16 protein-coding genes are annotated in these 19,424 nt (G+C 72.0%); 6 read left to right on the top strand and 10 right to left on the bottom strand.

Annotation, left to right across the window (positions count from 1 at the left end; translation table 11 throughout):
* Positions 1-4: 4 nt before the first annotated feature.
* Both ACWD01_RS28000 and ACWD01_RS27995 read left to right on the top strand, forming a co-directional pair.
* On the top strand, positions 5-1,003 hold the full coding sequence (locus ACWD01_RS28000; RefSeq protein WP_451165570.1) for an ABC transporter ATP-binding protein: 999 nt from the start codon (positions 5-7) through the stop codon (positions 1,001-1,003).
* The gene (locus ACWD01_RS27995; protein WP_451165569.1) at positions 1,000-1,686 is read left to right on the top strand and encodes an ATP-binding cassette domain-containing protein; all 687 of its coding nucleotides are present in this window, start codon (positions 1,000-1,002) and stop codon (positions 1,684-1,686) included. The genes ACWD01_RS28000 and ACWD01_RS27995 overlap by 4 nt, the downstream gene beginning before the upstream one ends.
* Before the next feature lie 41 nt (positions 1,687-1,727).
* Here ACWD01_RS27995 and ACWD01_RS27990 read toward each other — a convergent pair whose 3' ends face one another.
* The 8 genes from ACWD01_RS27990 to ACWD01_RS27955 all read right to left on the bottom strand — a co-directional run bounded on the left by ACWD01_RS27990 (position 1,728) and on the right by ACWD01_RS27955 (position 13,271).
* Entirely contained in the window at positions 1,728-2,771 is a 1,044-nt protein-coding gene (locus ACWD01_RS27990) for an SPFH domain-containing protein (protein ID WP_451165568.1), read from the bottom strand.
* 3 nt (positions 2,772-2,774) lie between these two features.
* Complete coding sequence (locus ACWD01_RS27985; protein ID WP_451165567.1) at positions 2,775-3,206, bottom strand: NfeD family protein; 432 nt, start codon at positions 3,204-3,206, stop codon at positions 2,775-2,777.
* A 285-nt stretch (positions 3,207-3,491) separates the two neighbouring features.
* Positions 3,492-5,084, bottom strand: a complete 1,593-nt coding sequence (gene serA / locus ACWD01_RS27980) for a phosphoglycerate dehydrogenase (RefSeq protein ID WP_451165566.1) — start codon at positions 5,082-5,084, stop codon at positions 3,492-3,494.
* Between the two features lie 239 nt (positions 5,085-5,323).
* A complete protein-coding gene (gene ilvC, locus ACWD01_RS27975; protein ID WP_451165565.1) occupies positions 5,324-6,376 on the bottom strand; it encodes a ketol-acid reductoisomerase in 1,053 nt (350 codons plus the stop codon).
* A 66-nt stretch (positions 6,377-6,442) separates the two neighbouring features.
* Entirely contained in the window at positions 6,443-6,967 is a 525-nt protein-coding gene (gene ilvN, locus ACWD01_RS27970; protein ID WP_100109313.1) for an acetolactate synthase small subunit, read from the bottom strand.
* 18 nt (positions 6,968-6,985) lie between these two features.
* Positions 6,986-8,839 carry an acetolactate synthase large subunit gene (locus tag ACWD01_RS27965; RefSeq protein ID WP_356892885.1) on the bottom strand — a complete coding sequence of 618 codons (1,854 nt, stop codon included), beginning with the start codon at positions 8,837-8,839 and terminating at the stop codon, positions 6,986-6,988.
* Positions 8,840-9,058: 219 nt separating this feature from the next.
* Positions 9,059-11,869: a putative bifunctional diguanylate cyclase/phosphodiesterase gene (locus tag ACWD01_RS27960; protein WP_451165598.1), complete on the bottom strand. Its 2,811-nt coding sequence runs from the start codon at positions 11,867-11,869 to the stop codon at positions 9,059-9,061.
* A gap of 463 nt (positions 11,870-12,332) precedes the next feature.
* Complete coding sequence (locus tag ACWD01_RS27955; protein ID WP_451165597.1) at positions 12,333-13,271, bottom strand: 2-hydroxyacid dehydrogenase; 939 nt, start codon at positions 13,269-13,271, stop codon at positions 12,333-12,335.
* A gap of 87 nt (positions 13,272-13,358) precedes the next feature.
* On the opposite strand from ACWD01_RS27955, the gene ACWD01_RS27950 reads away from it, so the two are divergent.
* The 3 genes from ACWD01_RS27950 to ACWD01_RS27940 all read left to right on the top strand — a co-directional run bounded on the left by ACWD01_RS27950 (position 13,359) and on the right by ACWD01_RS27940 (position 16,036).
* Positions 13,359-14,357, top strand: a complete 999-nt coding sequence (locus ACWD01_RS27950) for an aldo/keto reductase (protein WP_451165564.1) — start codon at positions 13,359-13,361, stop codon at positions 14,355-14,357.
* Positions 14,358-14,552: 195 nt separating this feature from the next.
* On the top strand, positions 14,553-15,692 hold the full coding sequence (locus ACWD01_RS27945) for a PQQ-dependent sugar dehydrogenase (RefSeq protein WP_451165596.1): 1,140 nt from the start codon (positions 14,553-14,555) through the stop codon (positions 15,690-15,692).
* 14 nt (positions 15,693-15,706) lie between these two features.
* Positions 15,707-16,036, top strand: coding sequence for a DUF6191 domain-containing protein (locus tag ACWD01_RS27940; RefSeq protein ID WP_451165563.1), 330 nt, complete (start codon positions 15,707-15,709; stop codon positions 16,034-16,036).
* Between the two features lie 261 nt (positions 16,037-16,297).
* Here ACWD01_RS27940 and ACWD01_RS27935 read toward each other — a convergent pair whose 3' ends face one another.
* Positions 16,298-17,557: an MFS transporter gene (locus tag ACWD01_RS27935; RefSeq protein ID WP_451165562.1), complete on the bottom strand. Its 1,260-nt coding sequence runs from the start codon at positions 17,555-17,557 to the stop codon at positions 16,298-16,300.
* Positions 17,558-17,618: 61 nt separating this feature from the next.
* Between ACWD01_RS27935 and ACWD01_RS27930 the strand changes: the two genes are divergently transcribed.
* Complete coding sequence (locus ACWD01_RS27930) at positions 17,619-18,647, top strand: ArsR/SmtB family transcription factor (protein WP_451165561.1); 1,029 nt, start codon at positions 17,619-17,621, stop codon at positions 18,645-18,647.
* On the opposite strand, the gene ACWD01_RS27925 is transcribed toward ACWD01_RS27930, so the two are convergent.
* Positions 18,635-19,402: a GNAT family N-acetyltransferase gene (locus ACWD01_RS27925; RefSeq protein ID WP_451165560.1), complete on the bottom strand. Its 768-nt coding sequence runs from the start codon at positions 19,400-19,402 to the stop codon at positions 18,635-18,637. The genes ACWD01_RS27930 and ACWD01_RS27925 overlap by 13 nt on opposite strands.
* Positions 19,403-19,424: the final 22 nt, after the last annotated feature.

Genomic DNA, 19,424 nt, shown 5'->3' with positions numbered 1-19,424 from the left:
GCTGTTGTCCGTGCGCGACCTGCGCGTCGCGTTCGACGCCGGCGAGGCCGTACGCGGACTGTCGTTCGACGTCCGGCAGGGCGAGGTCCTCGCACTGGTCGGCGAAACGGGCGCCGGGAAGTCGCTCACCGCCCGTGCGCTGCTCGGCATGGCGCCGCGGGAGGCGGTGGTGCGCGGCAGCGTCCGGCTGCGCGGGGACGGCCGGTTCCCGGGCGGCGTCGAACTCGTCGGGGCGAAGGCCCCGGTGCTGGGCGCGCTGTGGGGGCGGCGCATCGCCTTCGTCCCGCAGGACTCCCTGTCCGCGCTGTCGCCGGTGCACCCGGTCGGCGACCAGCTGGCCGCCGCCGTACGGTCCGTGCGGGGACGGTCCCGCCGGGACGCCCGGTCCCTGGCGGCCGCGGCCCTGGAAAGAGTCGGCGTGCCGGCGGCCCGGGCCCGCGCGTTTCCGCACGAGTTCTCCGGCGGGATGCGCCAGCGGGCCGTCATCGCCATGGCCCTGATCAACGAACCCGAGCTGGTCGTCGCCGACGAGCCCACCACCGCTCTCGACCCGGACCTGCGGCAGCAGACGCTCCAGGTGCTCGGGGAGCAGCGCGAGGCGACCGGGGCCGCGCTGCTCCTGGTCACCCATGACCTGGAGAGCGTCGGGCAGCACGCCGACCGGGTGCTGGTCGTGTACGCCGGCCGGCACGTCGAGTCCGGAGCCGTGGGAGCGGTGTTCACCCGCCCCCGCGCCCCGTACACGGCCGGTCTCCTGGCCGCTCTCCCGCCCACGCACCCCGTGCCCGGCCGTGGCCGCCGGCTGCCCGCGATCGGCGGGACGCCCCCCGCGCTCGGGGAGGCTCCCGCCGGGTGCGGGTTCGCCCCGCGCTGCCCGCTCGCCGACGGGCGCTGCCGCGCCGAGCGGCCCGAGCCGAGGCCCGTGGAGGGTCGGGAGGTCTCCTGCCACCACTGGGCCCGGCTTCCCGGCCGCCCCGCCGAGTTGTTCCTGGAGACGGTATGAGTGCGCTGCTGGACGTACGCGGCCTGGTCGTCCGGTACGGACCGGCCCTCGCCGTCGACGACGTCTCCTTCGAGCTGGCCGCCGGGGAGACCCTCGCCCTCGTCGGCCCCTCGGGGTGCGGCAAGTCGTCCACCGCCGCCGCCGTGCTGCAACTGCGCCGCCCGGACGCCGGCGAGGTGTGGTTCGACGGACGCGAACTGACCTCGCTGGACGAGCGCGCACTGCGCCCGCTGCGCCCGGCGATGCAGCCCGTGTTCCAGGATCCCTACGGGTCGCTGAGCCCCCGTCAGCGGATCCGCGACGCGGTCGCGGAACCGCTGCGCGTCCAGGGGCGCTGGGACGCCTCGTACGGCCCGGGCCGGGTTGCCGAGCTGCTGGCGATGGTCGGTCTCGACGCGTCGCACGGTGACCGGCTGCCGTACGAGCTGTCCGGCGGACAGTGCCAGCGGGCCGGTATCGCCCGCGCTCTCGCGAGCGAGCCTCGCCTGCTCGTCCTCGACGAGCCGGTCTCCGCGCTGGACCCGTCCGTGCGCGCCGGGGTCCTGAACCTCCTCGCGGACCTTCAGGACAGGCTCGGTCTCGGCTACCTGCTCATCTGCCACGACATGGCGCTGGTGCGCCACTTCGCCGACCGGACGGCGCAGATGCGGGCCGGTCGGATCGAACGGTTCGTCGCCTGCTGACTGCGTGTCGGGACCGGCCCGATGACCCGGTCCGCCGCCTGTCAGCGTACGGCGGGCGGGCCGGGAGGACGGCGGCCGGTCACGGACTCGTCCACCCTCGCCGCGTCGGCGAGCGCCTCGGCGGCGGCTTCCGCGGCCTGCGCCGCGTCGTCGGCGGCCTGGGCGGACCGGTCGTCGGAGGAGGTCTCGCGGGTGGCCGGCGACTGCGGCAGCACCTCGCCGAAGGCGCGGGAGATCCCCTCGAGTGCGGAGGTGACCTCGCTGGGGATCACCCAGAAGGTGCTGCCCTGCCCCTGGGCGATCTGCGGCAGCATCTGGAGGTACTGGTAGGCGAGCAGCTTCGGGTCGGGGTCGTTGCGGTGCACGGCCTGGAACACCTCGTCGATGGCCCGGGACTGGCCCTCTGCCTTGAGGATCTCGGCCGTGCGGTTGCCCTCCGCGCGCAGGACGGCGGACTGCTTGTCGCCCTCGGCGGTCAGGATCTGCGACTGGCGCTGGCCCTCGGCCCCGAGGATCGCGGCGCGCTTGTCGCGCTCGGCGCGCATCTGCTTCTGCATCGCGTCCTTGATGGACTGCGGCGGGTCGATGGCCTTGATCTCGACCCGGTTGACCCGCAGCCCCCACTTGCCGGTGGCGTCGTCGAGCACGCCGCGGAGCTGGTTGTTGATGGTGTCGCGGGAGGTCAGGGTCTTCTCCAGGTCCATGGACCCGACGACGTTGCGCAGGGTGGTGACGGTGAGCTGCTCGACCGCCTGGAGGAAGTTCGCGATCTCGTAGAAGGCCGCCCGGGGGTCGGTGACCTGGAAGTACAGGACGGTGTCGATCTCGACGACCAGATTGTCCTCGGTGATGACCGGCTGCGGCCGGAAGGACACGACCTGTTCGCGCAGGTCGATCACCGGATGCACGCGGTCGATGTAGGGGATGACGAGGTTGAGGCCGGGCTGCAGCGTGCGGTGGTAACGGCCGAGCCGTTCGACGTTGCGGGCGCGGGCCTGCGGCACGATCCGTACCGCCCGCACCACGGTGAAGACGGCGATCAGGGCGACGATCAGGCCGGCGACGAGGGCTGCCGAGGCTTCCATGGGTCACTCCCGGGGGTAGACGAGCGCTGTGGTGCCGCTGATCTCGATGACGTCGACGGTCGTTCCCGGAGGGATCACCAGCGTCTCGTCGTACGGGCGGGCGGTCCATTCCTCGCCGCCGATGCGGACCCGGCCGCCCAGGCCCGACACCTCGGAGACGACATAGGCGCCCCGGCCGACCAGCGCGTCCACGCCGAATCGTTCCTTCTGCGGCTTGAACACATGGCGCAGCGCGAGGGGGCGCAGGAAGAGCATGCTCGCCGTGGCGACGACGGTGAAGACCAGGAGTTGCCAGGGCACCGGAAGACCGATCGCGGCGGCTCCCGCCGTGACCAGTGCGGCCCCGCCCAGCAGCCCGAGCGAGGCGGTGAGCGTGAAGATCTCCGCCACAGCCAGCAGCGCTGCGACGATCAACCAGATCAGCCATGCGTCCATCGCGTGCCCCTCCTGACCTGTGCGGGTGAGCGAATGGGCGGACCATCCCGGGCCGCCCGTACGGGAGTGCCGCGGCAGCCCCTGGCAACCCCGCGGAACAAGCAGGGCCAAACGGAAGGCACCGCGGCCTCACACGGCCCATGCCCGCTTTGAAGTAATTTTACCCATTTGCCGCATCGGCTCCTGTTCCGCGGGCGGCGGCGGCGCGAACCCCGGACACGCGAAGGCCCCCGGTCGCTGCCACAAGGGCGAGCGGCCGGGGGCCGGGGCGACGGACCGTAAGGGTCAGTCCGTGAGGTTCACCGTGCGGGCCGAGGCGGCGCCGATCTCTTCGGCGATCTCCGCAAGCACCGGCACCGGCACCGTGTCGTCCACGGTGAGGACGACGAGCGCCTCGCCGCCCTCCTCCGCGCGGGACACCTGCATACCGGCGATGTTCAGACCGGCCTCGCCGAGGATGCGGCCGACCGTGCCGACGACGCCGGGACGGTCCTGGTAGCGCAGCACGACCATGTGGTCGGCGAGGGCCAGGTCCACGTCGTGCTCACCGATGGCGACGATCTTCTGGAGGTGCTTGGGGCCGGCCAGCGTGCCGGAGACCGCGACCTCCTCGCCGTCCGAGAGCGTGCCGCGCACGGTCACGACGTTGCGGTGGTCCGGGGACTCGGAGCTGGTCGTCAGGCGGACCTCGACACCGCGCTCCTGCGCGAACAGCGGCGCGTTGACGTAGGACACCGTCTCGTCGACGACGTCCTCGAAGACGCCCTTGAGCGCGGACAGCTCCAGCACCTTGACGTCGTGCTGGGTGATCTCGCCGTACACCTCGACGTCGAGGCGGACCGCGACCTCGCCCGCGAGGGCGGTGAAGATGCGGCCGAGCTTCTCGGCGAGCGGCAGACCGGGCCGTACGTCCTCTGCGATGACGCCGCCCTGGACGTTGACCGCGTCCGGGACCAGCTCACCGGCGAGGGCGAGACGGACCGAGCGGGCGACGGCGATACCGGCCTTCTCCTGGGCCTCGTCCGTGGACGCGCCCAGGTGCGGGGTGCAGACGACCTGGTCGAGCTCGAAGAGCGGGGAGTCGGTGCACGGCTCCTTCGCGTACACGTCCAGGCCCGCGCCGGCGACCCGGCCCTCCTTCAGCGCCGTGTACAGCGCTGCCTCGTCGACGATCCCGCCGCGCGCGGCGTTGACGATGCGGACGGCCGGCTTGACCTTGTGCAGCGCCTCGTCGCCGATCAGGCCCAGCGTCTCGGGCGTCTTCGGCAGGTGGACGGTGATGAAGTCGGAGACCTCGAGCAGCTCGTCGAGCGTGAGCAGCTTGACGCCCATCTGCGCGGCGCGCGCGGGCTGCACATAGGGGTCGTAGGCGACGACCTTCATTCCGAAGGCGGACATGCGCTGTGCGACCAGGACGCCGATCCGGCCGAGGCCGACGACGCCGAGGGTCTTCTCGCTCAACTCGACGCCCGTGTACTTCGAGCGCTTCCACTCGCCGTTCTTGAGGGCGGTGTTGGCCTGGGGGATGTTGCGCGCGGTGGCGACGAGCAGGCCGCAGGCGAGCTCGGCGGCGGTGACGATGTTGGACGTCGGCGCGTTGACGACCATCACGCCGGCCTTGGTGGCGGACGAGACGTCCACGTTGTCCAGGCCCACACCGGCGCGGGCGACGACCCGCAGCTTCCTGGCGGCGGCGATGGCCTCCGCGTCGACCTTGGTGGCCGAGCGGACCAGAATCGCGTCCACGTCGGCGATCGCGGGGATGAGCTCCGCGCGGTCGGCGCCGTTGCAGTGCCGGATCTCGAAATCCGGGCCCAGCGCGTCGACGGTGGCGGGCGACAGCTCTTCAGCGATGAGTACGACAGGTTTCGAGCTCACGTGAGTCCTCACATGTCCGGTGCAGACGGCCGTCCCGACGGCCGCAGCGGTGGAGGGGGTCAGCCGCGTGGAAGACGCACGACACTGTGGGCCTGACGCGTGTGTTGATGAGTGTAGTGGTGCCGCACGGCGCGTCATGCGCCTCAGCGGCAGGATCACCCGTCCGTGGCTGGACGAAGTGGAGAAGCTGCCGGACGTACGGGTGAGGGGGCCGCGGACCGGCCCCCTCACCCGAAGGATCACGCCTCTTCGTTGTCGACCCAGCTCATGAGCTTGCGCAGCTCCTTGCCGGTGGTCTCCAGCAGGTGCTCGGAGTCCTGGGTCTTGTACTCGTTGTACTTCTTCAGACCGCCGTGGTACTCGTCCATCCAGTTCTTGGCGAAGGTGCCGTCCTGGATCTCGGTGAGGACCTTCTTCATCTCGGCCTTGGTGTCTTCCGTGATGATCCGCGGGCCGGTGACGTAGTCGCCCCACTCGGCGGTCTCGGAGACCGACCAGCGCATCTTCTCCAGGCCGCCCTCGTACATGAGGTCCACGATCAGCTTCAGCTCGTGGAGGCACTCGAAGTACGCGATCTCCGGCTGGTAGCCGGCCTCGGTCAGGGTCTCGAAGCCCGCCTTGACCAGCGCCGCGGTGCCACCGCAGAGGACGGCCTGCTCGCCGAAGAGGTCCGTCTCGGTCTCTTCCTTGAAGGTCGTCTTGATGACGCCCGCGCGGGTGCCGCCGATGCCCTTGGCGTACGACAGCGCCAGGTCGAAGGCCTTGCCGGTGGCGTCCTGCTCGACGGCGGCGATGCACGGAACGCCGCGGCCCTCCTCGTACTGGCGGCGGACCAGGTGGCCCGGGCCCTTCGGGGCGACCATGGCGACGTCGACACCGGCCGGCGGCTTGATGAAGCCGAAGCGGATGTTCAGGCCGTGGCCGAAGAACAGGGCGTCGCCGTCCTTCAGGTTGTCCTTGACGGACTCCTCGTAGACCTGGGCCTGGATCGGGTCCGGGACCAGGATCATGATGACGTCGGCCTCGGCGGAGGCCTCGGCGGGCGTCACCACGCGCAGGCCCTGCTCCTCGGCCTTGGCCTTGGACTTGGAGCCCTCGTGCAGACCGACGCGGACGTCGACACCCGAGTCACGCAGCGACAGCGCGTGGGCGTGGCCCTGGCTTCCGTAGCCGATGACCGCGACCTTGCGGTTCTGGATGATGGACAGGTCGGCGTCGTCGTCGTAGAACAGCTCGGCCACTTGGTTGTCTCCTTGGTGTGCACGTCTTTGGAATGACGCTTTGCGTCCCACCGTACGGCGGGATCGGCGGGAAAAGATTCGCGGTCTCGCCAGGCGAGAACGGGGGTGGTGCGAGGGCTATGCGGAACGGTCCAGAGCGCGCAGCGACCGGTCCGTGATGGAGCGGGCGCCACGCCCTATGGCGATCGTGCCGGACTGGACGAGCTCCTTGATGCCGAACTGCTCGAGCATCTTCAGCATCGCCTCGAGCTTGTCACTCGATCCGGTGGCCTCGATGGTGACGGCCTCGGGCGAGACGTCGACGGTCTTGGCGCGGAAGAGCTGGACGATCTCGACGATCTGCGAGCGGGTCTCGTTGTCGGCGCGGACCTTCACCAGCACGAGCTCGCGCTGGATCGCGGCGCCGGGCTCGAGCTCGACGATCTTCAGAACGTTGACGAGCTTGTTGAGCTGCTTGGTCACCTGCTCGAGCGGCAGGTCCTCGACGCCCACCACGATGGTGATGCGGGAGATGTCGGGGTGCTCGGTGACGCCGACCGCGAGCGAGTCGATGTTGAACCCGCGGCGGGAGAACAGCGCGGCGATCCGGGCGAGAATGCCAGGGGTGTTCTCGACCAGGACCGAGAGCGTGTGCTTGGACATGTTTCTGGTCGCTCTCTCTCAGTCGTCTTCGTTGTCGCCGAAGTCGGGACGGACGCCGCGGGCGGCCATGACCTCGTCGTTGGAGGTGCCGGCGGCGACCATGGGCCACACCTGGGCGTCCTCGTGGACGATGAAGTCGATGACGACCGGGCGGTCGTTGATCGCGTTGGCCTCGGCGATGACCTTGTCCAGCTCGTCCGGGGACTCGCAGCGGATCGCGTGGCAGCCCATGGCCTCCGACAGCTTGACGAAGTCGGGGACGCGGGTGCCGGCGCTCTTCTCCAGGCCGGTGGCATCCGGGCCGGAGTGCAGCACGGTGTTGGAGTAGCGCTGGTTGTAGAAGAGGGTCTGCCACTGGCGGACCATCCCGAGGGCGCCGTTGTTGATGATCGCGACCTTGATCGGGATGTTGTTCAGCGCGCAGGTGACCAGTTCCTGGTTGGTCATCTGGAAGCAGCCGTCGCCGTCGATCGCCCAGACCGTGCGCTCCGGTGCGCCGGCCTTGGCGCCCATCGCGGCGGGGACCGCGTAGCCCATCGTCCCGGCGCCGCCCGAGTTCAGCCAGGTGGCCGGCTTCTCGTAGTTGATGAAGTGCGCGGCCCACATCTGGTGCTGGCCGACGCCCGCCGCGAAGATCGTGTCGTCCGGGGCGAGTTCGCCGATGCGTTGGATGACCTGCTGCGGGGCGAGGCTGCCGTCGTCCGGCTGCTCGTAGCCGAGCGGGTAGGTCTCGCGCCAGCGGTTGAGGTCCTTCCACCAGGCGCTGTAGTCCCCGGCGTTGCCGTCGCTGTGCTCGGCCTGGACGGCCTGGACCAGGTCGGCGATGACCTCGCGGGCGTCGCCGACGATCGGGACGTCGGCGGTGCGGTTCTTGCCGATCTCCGCCGGGTCGATGTCGGCGTGGACGACCTTCGCGTACGGCGCGAAGCTGTCCAGCTTGCCGGTGACACGGTCGTCGAAACGGGCTCCGAGGGCGACGATCAGGTCGGCCTTCTGCAGCGCGGTGACGGCGGTGACCGCACCGTGCATGCCCGGCATTCCCACGTGCAGCGGGTGGCTGTCGGGGAACGCGCCCAGCGCCATCAGGGTGGTGGTGACGGGGGCTCCGGTGAGCTCGGCGAGAACCTTCAGCTCGGTGGTGGCGCCGGCCTTGAGGACGCCGCCTCCGACGTACAGGACCGGGCGCTTGGCGCCGATGATCAGCTTGGCGGCCTCGCGGATCTGCTTGGCGTGCGGCTTGGTCACCGGGCGGTAGCCGGGCAGATCGGTCTGCGGCGGCCAGCTGAAGGTGGTCTTCGCCTGGAGGGCGTCCTTGGCGATGTCGACGAGGACGGGGCCCGGGCGGCCGGTGGAGGCGATGTGGAAGGCCTCCGCGATGGTGCGCGGGATGTCCTGCGCCCGGGTCACCAGGAAGTTGTGCTTGGTGATCGGCATGGTGATGCCGCAGATGTCCGCCTCCTGGAAGGCGTCCGTACCGATCGCCTTGGAGGCGACCTGACCGGTGATCGCGACGAGCGGCACGGAGTCCATGTGCGCGTCGGCGATCGGGGTGACCAGGTTGGTGGCGCCGGGGCCGGAGGTGGCCATGCAGACGCCGACCTTGCCGGTGGCCTGCGCGTAACCGGTGGCGGCGTGGCCGGCGCCCTGCTCGTGGCGGACGAGGACGTGGCGGACCTTCGAGGAGTCCATCATCGGGTCGTACGCCGGGAGGATCGCACCGCCCGGGATGCCGAACACCGTGTCGGCCCCTACTTCCTCGAGAGAGCGAATCAGGGACTGCGCACCCGTGACGTGTTCGACGGTGGCGGACGGCTGTCCGCCGCTACGGGCCCGCGGTTGCGGATGGTGGGCCCCGGAGGCCTGCTCGGTCATCGGCGTTCTCTTCTCGAAGCTGAGGTTTTCGCGAGGGTTTGGTACGGATTCACATCGTGCCGGTGCAACAAAAAACCCCTCGTGCCGTGAGGCAAGCGAGGGGAGCGCGTCGGGGGTGTTCGCAGAGCTGACTGTGCGGCCCTGCTAGCCGACGCGCTTTCCAAGTACGAGAATTCGGGTGCGCATGGCATTGACCCTCCCCCCGGCGCGCTACCACTGTCAAGTGGGTGGGACGCGCGTCTCACTATTTGAACCGTTCCGGGCGGGTGGGATGCCTGCCGTGAGCACCGGCAGCGCGAGGGCCGCGGGCACCGGGTACTCGCCCCTGACCAGGGCGCGCCGCAGCCGATACTCGTCCAGCGGCCCCGAGAAGGCCATCCCCTGGGCGTGTGTGCACCCCATGGCGCGCAGCGCGAGCACCTGCTCGGGGACGTCCACCCCGTCGGCGACGGACTGCATCCCGAGGTCGCCTGCGATACGGAGCAGCCCGCTGGTGATCTTGTGCAGCCTGGCGGACTCGACGACGCCCTCGACCAGCCCTCTGTCCAGTTTCAGCACGTCCACCGGGAGTCTGCGGAGCGCGTTGATCGCCGCGTAGCCGCTGCCGAAACCGTCCAGCGCGATCCGTACGCCCAGTCTGCGCAGGGCGGTCAGCCGCTGTTCCAGCTCGTCGAAGGAGATCCGCGGGTCGCTGTCCGCGAGCTCGATGACGAGTGCGCCGGACGGCAGGCCGTGCCGGGTGAGCAGGGCCTCGATGGAGCCGAGCGGCAGGGATCTGTCCAGCAGCAGCCGGGCGGACAGCCGCACCGACACCGTTGTCCCGTGCCCGAGCCGGCGCCGCTCCGCGGCCTGCCCGACGGCCTCCTCGAGCAGCCAGCGGCCGAGTTCGGCGCTGCGGTCGCGCTCCTCGGAGACCCGCAGGAACTCGGCCGGCGTGAAGAGGATGCCCTGGGCGGAGCGCCAGCGGGCCTGTGCGGAGACCGCCGCGATACGGCCGGTGGCCAGGCTCACGACCGGCTGGTGCAGCAGCGCGAACTCGCCCTCGTGCAGGGCGCTGCGCAGCCGTGCGGCCAGCTCGGTGCGACGGACCACCTCGGCCTGCATCTGGGGCGCGTACAGCTCGACCCGGTCCTTGCCGCCGGCCTTGGCCCGGTACATGGCGAGGTCCGCGTTGCGCATCAGGTCGGTGGGGCTCATCGCCGGCTCGGCGAAGGCGACGCCGATGGAGGCGCAGACGCGCACCTCGCCGCCCTCGATGCGGTACGGCTGGGAGAGCATGAGCCGCAGCCTGTCGGCGATCTCCAGCACCTGCGACTCGCGGGCGGTCCGGTCGCCGCAGCCGTCACCGACGATGAGGGCCGCGAACTCGTCTCCGCCGAGCCTGGCGGCGGTGTCCCCGGCCCGCACGGAGTCGGCGAGCCGCCGGGCCGCCTGAATCAGCAGTTCGTCGCCCGCCTGGTGGCCGAGGCGGTCGTTGACACCCTTGAAACCGTCGAGGTCGATGAAGAGCACGGCGGTGCCCTCGTCGCCCGCCCTGCGGCCGGTGAGGGCACCCCTGACCCGCTCGGTGAACAGGGCGCGGTTGGGCAGGTCGGTCAGCGGGTCGTGCTCCGCGTTGTGCTGGAGCTGGGCCTGGAGGCGCACCCGTTCCGTGACGTCGCGGCTGTTGAGGATCAGACCGCCCTGGTGGCGGCTGACGGTCGACTCCACGTTGAGCCAGTCGCCGGAGCCGGACCTGAACCGGCACTCCATGCGTGTGGTCGGCTCCTGGGCCGGTTCCGCGGCCAGGAAGCGGCGGAGCTCGTGGACGACGCGCCCGAGGTCGTCCGGGTGGATGAGGGCGGCCAGTTCGGAGCCGACCAGCTCCTCCGCCTCCCGCCCGTAGACCCCGGCCGCCGCGGGTGAGACGTAGCGCAGCACCCCGGAGGGCGCGGCGATCATGATGACGTCGCTCGAACCCTGCACCAGCGAGCGGAAGTGGTTCTCCTTCTGGGCCAGTTCGTGGGTGAGGGCGATGTTGTCGAGCAGCATGATGCCCTGCCGTACGACGAGGGCGAGGACGACGGTGCATCCCGTGAGCACGACGACCCGGTCGACCCGGCGGCCCTCGATGACGTTGTACAGGATGCCGAGGGTGCACACGGCCGCGGCGAGGTACGGGGTGAGCGCGGACAGGGAGCTGGCTATGGGCCGGCCCGGATGTTTCACGCCCAGTGGCGGCCGTGCGGCGTCCGGCGTCCGGCGCGCGCCCCAGGGGGCGTACGCGAGCAGCAGCGAGCCCGCGAACCACCCGGCGTCGAGGAGCTGGCCGGAGCGGTAACTCTCGCGCAGCAGCGGCGAGGTGAACAGTGCGTCGCACAGGACGGTGAGCGCCAGGCCGGCGATCGCGGTGTTGACGGCCGACCGGTTGGCCGACGAGCGGCGGAAGTGCAGCGCGAGGACCATGCTCACCAGCACGATGTCCAGCAGCGGGTACGCGAGCGAGAGCGCCGCCGGGGCCACGCTCTCGCCCTGCGCGTGGGCGGTGTGGGCGAGCGCGAGGCTCCAGGAGAGGGTGAGCAGCGAGCCGCCGATCAGCCAGGCGTCGAGCCCGAGGCAGACCCACCCGGCCTTGGACACGGGCCGTTTGGCGAGCACCAGGAGCCCGACGATGGCGGGCGGCGCGAAGCAGAGGAAGAACAGGTCGGCCACGGACGGGCTGGGCACCGGGCGGCCCAGCACCACCTCGTACCAGCCCCAGACCGCGTTCCCCGCCGACGCCATCGCGGAGGAGAGCGCGAACAGCAGCCACGCGGGCCGGAAGCGGCAGGCCGGCGTGCGCGCGTAGAGCAAGCAGGAGACGGCGGCGATCAGGGCGGCGAGGCTGAGCCCGAAGTCCCCCATGATCAGGGCCAGTCGGGTCGATCCCCAGCCGAAGGCCGCCCCCACCCCGTAACCGGCGCAGACGAACGCCAGGAGGAGCTGACGGGCCGCCCCCGGGCCGCCGCGCGGCACCGCGTCCCCGAGGACGAACGCCCCGGGCGCGGTCATCGCGCGGTCCAGGGGTGAGCGGGCGGCCGCGGAGGTGCGGGCGGCGAGGCCGCGCGGGACGCCGTCACGGGTGGCGTCGTCACTGGTGACGTCTTCACCGGCGGTGGGGCCGGCGTCGTCACGGGTGGCGGGGCCGCGGATGGCATCGTCACGGGTGGCGGAATCGCGGATGGTGGAGTCGCTCCGCACAGCGGAGTCCGCGGGATTCGTCGGCGGCCGCCCTGCCGCGTCGATTCGGTCCATCGGCCCTGCATCGCCCGTCGCCCCCCTCACGTCTGATCGGCAATCAGTTCGCGCCACAGCACCACCCCTCACCGGTGCAGCCCCCAGGTCGGGACGATACACCAATATCGTCACTCAGGGACATAGCCCCTCTACTCTGCGTGACCGACTGGGACGATTAAGGCACGCGGTGCATTCGAGTGACTTCGGAGCGTGTCCGACACTGTTCACCCGAGGGTCGTTATCCGGTCGTCACGACGACATTCCGCAGCGGGTCGCCCGCCGCGAACGCGGTGATCTGGGCCGCCAGCAGCCGCTTGGCGCGGGGCATGAACGCCGAGGTGGAGCCGCCGACGTGAGGGCTGATCAGCACACCGGGAAGATGCCAGAGGGGGTGCCCGGCGGGCAGCGGCTCCGGGTCGGTGACGTCGAGCGCGGCGGTGATGCGGCCGCTCTCCACCTCCGCGATCAGCGCCTTTGTGTCGACGACCGGACCGCGGGCGACGTTGACCAGCAGCGCCCCGTCCTTCATCCGGCTCAGGAAGTCGCCCCCCACCAGGCCCTTCGTCTGCTCGGTCAGCGGCGTGGACAGGATCACGACGTCGGCGTCGGGAAGCAGCGCCGGAAGATCGGTGAGTGCGCGCACTTCCCCGCGCTCCGTTGTCCGCGCGGAGCGCGCGACGCGCGCCACCCGCGCGCACTCGAAGGGCGCGAGCCGGTCCTCGATCGCGGCGCCGATGGACCCGTATCCGACGATGAGCACGGACTTGTCGGCGAGCGCCGGGTAGAAGCCCGCGCGCCATTCCTCGGCGTCCTGGCCGCGCACGAATCCGGGGATGCCGCGCAGGGAGGCGAGGATCAGCGCCAGGGCGAGTTCCGCGGTCGACGCCTCGTGGACGCCCTTGGCGTTGCACAGCCGCACGCCGGCGGGCAGCGAGGCGAGCCCCGGCTCCACATGGTCGATGCCCGCGGAGAGCGTCTGGACGACACGTACGGAGCTCATGGCGGCGAGCGGCCGTATGGCCACCTCCATGCCCTTCAGGTAGGGGACGACGTAGAAGGCGCAGTCCGCCGGGTCGGCCGGAAAGTCCGGGGCGCCGTCCCAGAAGCGGTAGTTCAGACCTGTCTCGGCGGGCGAGGGGAGGCCGTCGATCTCGTCGGCCGGGATGGGGAGCCACACATCAGCAGTCATGCTCAGGAGGCTATGCGAAGGCAGCGGCAGGCCATTGGTTAGTTTTGGGGGCGGGCGAGGGAGAGGTACGGGGAGTTGGAGCGCAGGGCGATCGGTGCGGCGGGCCTCGAAGTGGGCGCCGTGGGGCTCGGATGCATGCCGATGAGCTGGGGCTACAGCGGCTCCCAGCAGCGCGGCGACCGCTCGCTCCGTACCGTCCACATCGCGCTCGACGCGGGTTCGACCCTGCTGGACACGGCCGACATGTACGGGCCGTTCACCAACGAGCTGCTGCTCGGCAGGGTGCTCAAGGAGCGGCGTGCGGACGCCTTCGTCTCGACGAAGGTCGGCCTGCTCGTGGGCGATCAGCACATCGTCGCCAACGGACGCCCCGGCTATGTGAAGCGCGCCTGCGACGCCTCGCTGCGCCGTCTGCAGACCGACGTGATCGATCTGTACCAGCTCCACCGCGCCGACCCCGAGGTCCCCGTCGAGGAGACGTGGGGCGCGATGGCCGAACTGGTGGGCGCGGGAAAGGTGCGCGCGCTCGGCATGTGCGCCGTCGGTGCACGGGCGCCCCGCCGGTCGGGCGGTCATCTGCACGAGGGAACGATCCGCCAACTGGAGCGGATTCAGCAGGTGTTCCCGGTCAGCGCGGTACAGGCGGAGCTGTCGGTGTGGTCCCCGGAGGCGCTGGAGCGGCTGCTGCCCTGGTGCGAGGCGCGCGGCGTGGGGTTCCTGGCCGCGATGCCGCTCGGGAACGGCTATCTGACCGGGACGCTCACGCCCGGTCAGGGCTTCGAGCCCGACGACGTACGCGCGCGCCATCCGCGGTTCACGGCGGAGATGATGGCGGCCAACCAGCCCGTGGTGGCAGGCCTGCGCCGGATCGCCGAGCGGCACGGCGGGGGCGCCACGCCGGCGCGGGTGGCGCTGGCCTGGGCGCTGGGCCGGGGGCGGCACGTGGTGCCGGTGCCGGGGACGAAGCGGCCCGAGTGGGCGGTCGAGAACGCGGGCGCCGGGGAGCTGGAACTGACGGCGTACGACCTGGCGGAGATCGCGGGGCTGCCGGCGGCACGCGGGTCGTGGGACTGAGTCCTGGCGGGGGCGGCGGGCGCGGGTCCGGGCAGGCGCGCGGCGTTCACGATCCGGTTTCCTCACGCGTGAGCCGGGTTCTGGGCAAGATCGGGAACCTGGAGGGCGGTCGCGGTGTAAGAAGAACAGGAAGGCAGCAGCACCGCCGCCGTCGAAGGGATCAGAACCGTGCACCGTCCTGCAGTGACGGCCGTGATGGCCGCCCTCGTGCTCCTCTTCGCGGCCGGGTGCTCGTCCGGCGGCGAGAACGGCCCGGCCGGCGGGACGCCCGGCACCTCCAAGGACGCCGCCCCGTCGGCCACGGCCCCGAACAGCGCGCCGAGCCCTGCCGGCCCGCCCGCGAAGGGCTCGGTGAAGGTCGTCTCCACCCTGACCGAGGACCTGGACACGCCCTGGGGCGTGGCCGCTCTGCCGGGCGGCGACCTGCTGGTCTCCTCGCGCGACGAGGGCACGATCACCCGGATCGACGCGGCGAGCGGCAAGAAGACCGAGGTCGGTTCCGTGCCGGGGGTGGAACCGGGCGGGGAGGGCGGCCTGATGGGCCTTGCCCTGTCCCCCTCCTTCGCCTCCGACCACCAGATCTACGCCTACTTCACCACCGCCTCCGACAACCGCATCGCCCGCCTGCTGTACGACGAGCAGAAGCCGGCCGGCCAGCAGCTCGGCGCGCCCGACACGGTGCTGCGCGGCATCCCCAAGGGCGTCATCCACAACGGCGGCAGGATTGCCTTCGGTCCGGACAAGATGCTGTACGCGGGCACGGGCGAGACGGGCGACACGGGACTCGCCCAGGACAAGGAGTCCCTCGGCGGCAAGATCCTCCGCATGACCCCGGACGGAGAGCCGGTCCACGGCAACCCGGAGGCCGACTCCGTCGTCTACTCGTACGGCCACCGCAATGTGCAGGGGCTCGCCTGGGACTCCGAGAAGCGCCTGTGGGCGGCGGAGTTCGGGCAGAACACCTGGGACGAGCTGAATCTGATCGAGCCCGGCAAGAACTACGGCTGGCCAGAGGCAGAGGGCAAGGGCGGCGGGTCCGAATTCGTCGACCCGGTGGCCCAGTGGAAGACGACGGAAGCCTCTCCGAGCGGCATCGCCTACGCCGAGGGCTCGATCTGGATGGCGGGGCTGCGGGGCGAGCGGCTCTGGCGCATCCCGCTGGCCGGCGCGGAACCTTCCGCGGACCCCCAGCCGTTCCTGGAGGAGGAGCACGGCCGCCTGCGCACGGTCGTCTCCGCGGGCGGCAACAAGCTCTGGCTCGTCACCAGCGAGACGGACGGCCGGGGCACGCCCGAGGCGGGTGACGACAAGATCCTCCAGCTGGAGGTGCGATAGGAGGTGGTGGCCCCGTGTTCAACGCCTTCGAGGAGATATTCGCGCCGGGCCGCAAGCACACCGACGACGAGCGCAACCGTCTCGCGCTGACGCGAGTCGACACGGCGGACGGCGACCCGGGCCGCGGCCCGATAGACCTCGCCTCGGGCAAGGTCACGGTCCGCGCGCAGACACCGCGGGCGGACGCGGACGCCGCCGGAGGCGGCGGGGCACCGGGCCGTGAGCCCCGGCCCGGGCAGGCGGCGGACGCCACGGACGACGACGCGCCGGGGCGGCCCGGCCCCGGGCGGACGCGCGACGCAGGCGGGGACGGCGACGGGAACGGGGCGGCAGCCCGGCCGTAGGCCGGCCCCGAGGAAGCGGCAGGGGCGGGCAAGCCCGGCCCCGGTGTCTGGGGCAGCCGAAGCCGCCCGACCGTGCACCTGGCGGACACCGTGGCCCCACAACGCGCCGGACGCCCCGCTCGGAGCGGCGGGGCGACGCAGGCGGGCGACGCAGGCGGGGCGACGGCCCCGGCGTAGCCCCGACGGTGGGCCGCCGGGGTTCTGTCCGGCCCGGTCGGACGGCGGCGCCCGGCCTCCACCTCAACCTCACCAAAGCAGACCTCAGGCCCGGTCCGTGGGCCGCAGGTCAGCCTCCGAGCCCGGTTCCGCCTCCGGTCCCGATTCCCCCGTCGGCCCCGGCGCGACGTCTGCCGCGGCCGACCGGGCGCGCCTGAGGCGCGGGGCCAGGGCCAGCGTGACCGCGGCCGACCCGCCCGCCATCACGGTCATCGCCGTCGCGGGGGAGGTGAACTGCGCGATGCCGCCCGCGATCGCCGCCGCGACGCCCTGCATGGTGAGCATCCCGGAGGAGTGCAACCCGAAGGCGTGCCCGCTCAGTTCGCCCGGCGTCAGGGCCATCAGCCGTTCCTGGAGCAGCAGGCTCGCGGAGAACCCGATCGATGCGACGGTCACGGCGGCGAGCGCCACGGGCAGCGGCGGACGCAGGGCGAAGACGAGGTACGGGAGGGCGAGCATCAGCAGCAGTGGCGGCGCGCCGAACCGTTCGCGCCACCGCGCCGGCAGGAAGCGGCCGGTCAGGGTGTCACCGGCGAGCATGCCCACCGCGGCGAAGGCGAACAGCAGACCGGCGTGGCGGGGCGCGTAGGAGACGAAGAGGGACTCGGCGCCGACGACGAGACCGTTGGGGACCCACAGGGCGAGGTAGACGTGGCGCCGGGGGCGCGACGACCACAGGCGGCCGTTGGTCCGCCAGGTCTCCGCCGCCGACGGACGGCCCTTGGCGCGCGGCGGCCGCCCGGCCAGGCCGCAGCGTGCGACGGCCGCGGCGACCACGTACAGGGCCGCGCCGGTGAGCAGCGCGCCGCGTGGCGACACCACGGCGACCAGGACGCCGCCGAGGGCGTAGCCGCAGATCTGCAGGGTGCCCGCGCACATGTTGAGGACCGACCGGCCGAGCAGGTAGCCGTCGGCGGGAAGAATTTCGGTGAGGAGCCCGTACCGTACGCCGCCGCCGATGGAGCCGAGCATGCCCTGCACCGCGAGGATCAGGAAGACCGCGGCGATCGGCAGGCCGGGCAGGGCGAGGGTCGCGGTGCCGACGGCGAAGCAGAGCGCCAGCCCGACGGTCGCGGTGCGCGGCGGCAGGCGGTCGGCCGCCGACAGCAGGAGGCTCGCCCCGGCCATCTGCGCCAGCAGTGGGCCGAACATGCTGAGCGCGGCGAGAAGAGGCGATCCCGTCGCGTCGTACACCAGGGTGCCCAGGGCCAGGCCGCTCACCGTCAGTGCCCCCACGTGCGCGGCGGACGCCGCGAGCAGCGGGACGAACTCCGGTGTTCTGAAGAGCTCTTGGTACGTGCGCATGCGCAGCAGCTTCCGCAGCGCCGCCTGGGGGACGTTAATGTTTCGCGGGGAGGCGAAACCATTGGGCTGGTGGGAAGTCAACGCGGACACGCTCGCGAACAGCCGCTTCGTCGCGTCCCCGCTGCTGGAGACGGCGGCGGCCCTGATGCTGCTGGAGAGCGGCACCGCCGCCCACCCCGCGGAGCGCCGCTGGCTGGACACTCACCGGCCGGCCTACCGGGAGCGGCTGGCCGCCGACCCGGTCACCGAGCTGCTGGTGCCGGTGGCGCTGGGCAGACACCGGTGGATCGCCGACTTCGTGACGCCGGTGCCACTCCCTGAGGGTGTGGCGCGGCAGGGCGAGGCGGCGTTCGACGAGGAGCTGGCACGGATCAAGGAGACGCCGGCCGGCACGGCGCTCGCCGATCTGGAGGTCGCGCACCGGGGGCCGCTTCCCGCGGCGCTGCGCCGCGACGACCTGCCGGAACGCGTCGCGGGCCTGCTGCGATGGGTGTGGCGGGAGACGGTGGCGCCGTCCTGGGCGCGGCGGCGGCGTGTCGTCGAGGCCGATGTGGTGGCGCGCACCGACCGGTTGAGCCGGGCGGGCTGGGCGGCCGCACTGGACGACATGCATCCGGAGATGCGGTGGCTGGGCGGCAACCGGCTGCAGGTCAACACCCGCGCCTATCCGCCCCGTCGGCTGATGGGCGCGCAACTGCTGTTCGTACCGGTCACGCCGCGCATGGGCTGGATCTCCACGGACCGGCCCGGGCCGGACGGGGCCGTGCACCGGTACGCCGTGGTGTACCCGTGCTCGGGCGCGCTGGCGGAGCCGGGCCGGGCCGCCGCCCCGGAGGCGCTGGCCAGGCTGCTGGGTGCCGGTCGGGCGGACGTGCTGGTGCTGCTCGACGCCCCGCTGAGCACCACGCACCTGGTGGCGGTGACGGGCCAGGGCCTCGGCTCGGTGGGCCGCCATCTCAAGGTGCTGCTGGACGCGGGGCTGGTGCGCCGCCGGCGCGCGGGACGGTCGGTGCTCTACTACCGCACCACCGCCGGTGACGTGCTGGTCCGGGCCCAGGGCCCGGACCCGATCGCGGCTCAGGGCTCGTAGACGTACGGCGTCGTGGTGCACAGCGCCGTGAAGCCGAGCCGGTCGAGGATCGGACGGCTGTCGTCGGAGGCGTCCACCTGGAGATACCGGATGCCCTTGGCGACGGCGAGCCGGGCCCGGTGGGCGACCAGGGCGCGGTAGATGCCGCGGCCGCGCCAGGCGGCGAGGGTGCCGCCGCCCCAGAGGCCGGCGAAGTCGGTGCCCGGGTACCGCTCCATGCGGGCGGAGCACACCGGGAGGTCGCCGGCCATGGCGAGGGTGATGTCGATCGTGTCGGCTTCCTTGGCCAGTTGGACGAGCAGCTGCTCGCGCAGCCGGTCACCGCTGGTACCGAAGGCCTGTTCGTGCACCTGCACCACGAGCTCGACGCCGGCCGGACCGGTCACCGGCTCCAGCCGTACGCCATCGGGCAGTTCGACGTCGCCGGCCATCCGCGCCGCCTCGCCGACCATCACCGTCTCCTCCGCCTCCGGCACGAACCCGGCGGCGCGCAGCCGTGCCCCGAGGTCGTCGGGGGTGTCGTAGCTGTAGAGCTTCCACTCGAAGGGCCGGCCGAGCGCGGAGAAGTGCCGCACCTGCCGGTCGATCGCGGCGTCGGCCGTCTCCGCCCGCAGCGAGGACCAGACGACCCCGTTCCACTCCCCGCCGTCGCCGGACTGCCGTACGACGTCCCCGTCCCGTTCGCCGGGGTCGGCGCCGCGCCGCAACTGCCGGTCGAAGAGGCCGAGAACGTCCGCGTGATCCTGTGGTTCCATCCGCGCATTCCAACACCGAAGA

It is taken from the genome of Streptomyces sp. NPDC002835 (assembly GCF_053591995.1).
Note: the sequence above shows the minus strand (reverse complement) of the source record. Positions and strands in the feature narration are given on the sequence as shown.

Coding starts and splice junctions, on each gene's coding strand:
- ACWD01_RS27995 (WP_451165569.1), top strand. CDS start 1,000: ATGAGTGCGCTGCTGGACGTACGCGGCCTGGTCGTCCGGTACGGACCG.
- ACWD01_RS27945 (WP_451165596.1), top strand. CDS start 14,553: ATGGCCGCCCTCGTGCTCCTCTTCGCGGCCGGGTGCTCGTCCGGCGGC.
- ACWD01_RS27985 (WP_451165567.1), bottom strand. CDS start 3,206: ATGGACGCATGGCTGATCTGGTTGATCGTCGCAGCGCTGCTGGCTGTG.
- ilvN (WP_100109313.1), bottom strand. CDS start 6,967: ATGTCCAAGCACACGCTCTCGGTCCTGGTCGAGAACACCCCTGGCATT.
- ACWD01_RS27990 (WP_451165568.1), bottom strand. CDS start 2,771: ATGGAAGCCTCGGCAGCCCTCGTCGCCGGCCTGATCGTCGCCCTGATC.
- ACWD01_RS27935 (WP_451165562.1), bottom strand. CDS start 17,557: ATGCGCACGTACCAAGAGCTCTTCAGAACACCGGAGTTCGTCCCGCTG.
- ACWD01_RS27960 (WP_451165598.1), bottom strand. CDS start 11,869: ATGACCGCGCCCGGGGCGTTCGTCCTCGGGGACGCGGTGCCGCGCGGC.
- ACWD01_RS27925 (WP_451165560.1), bottom strand. CDS start 19,402: ATGGAACCACAGGATCACGCGGACGTTCTCGGCCTCTTCGACCGGCAG.
- ACWD01_RS27965 (WP_356892885.1), bottom strand. CDS start 8,839: ATGACCGAGCAGGCCTCCGGGGCCCACCATCCGCAACCGCGGGCCCGT.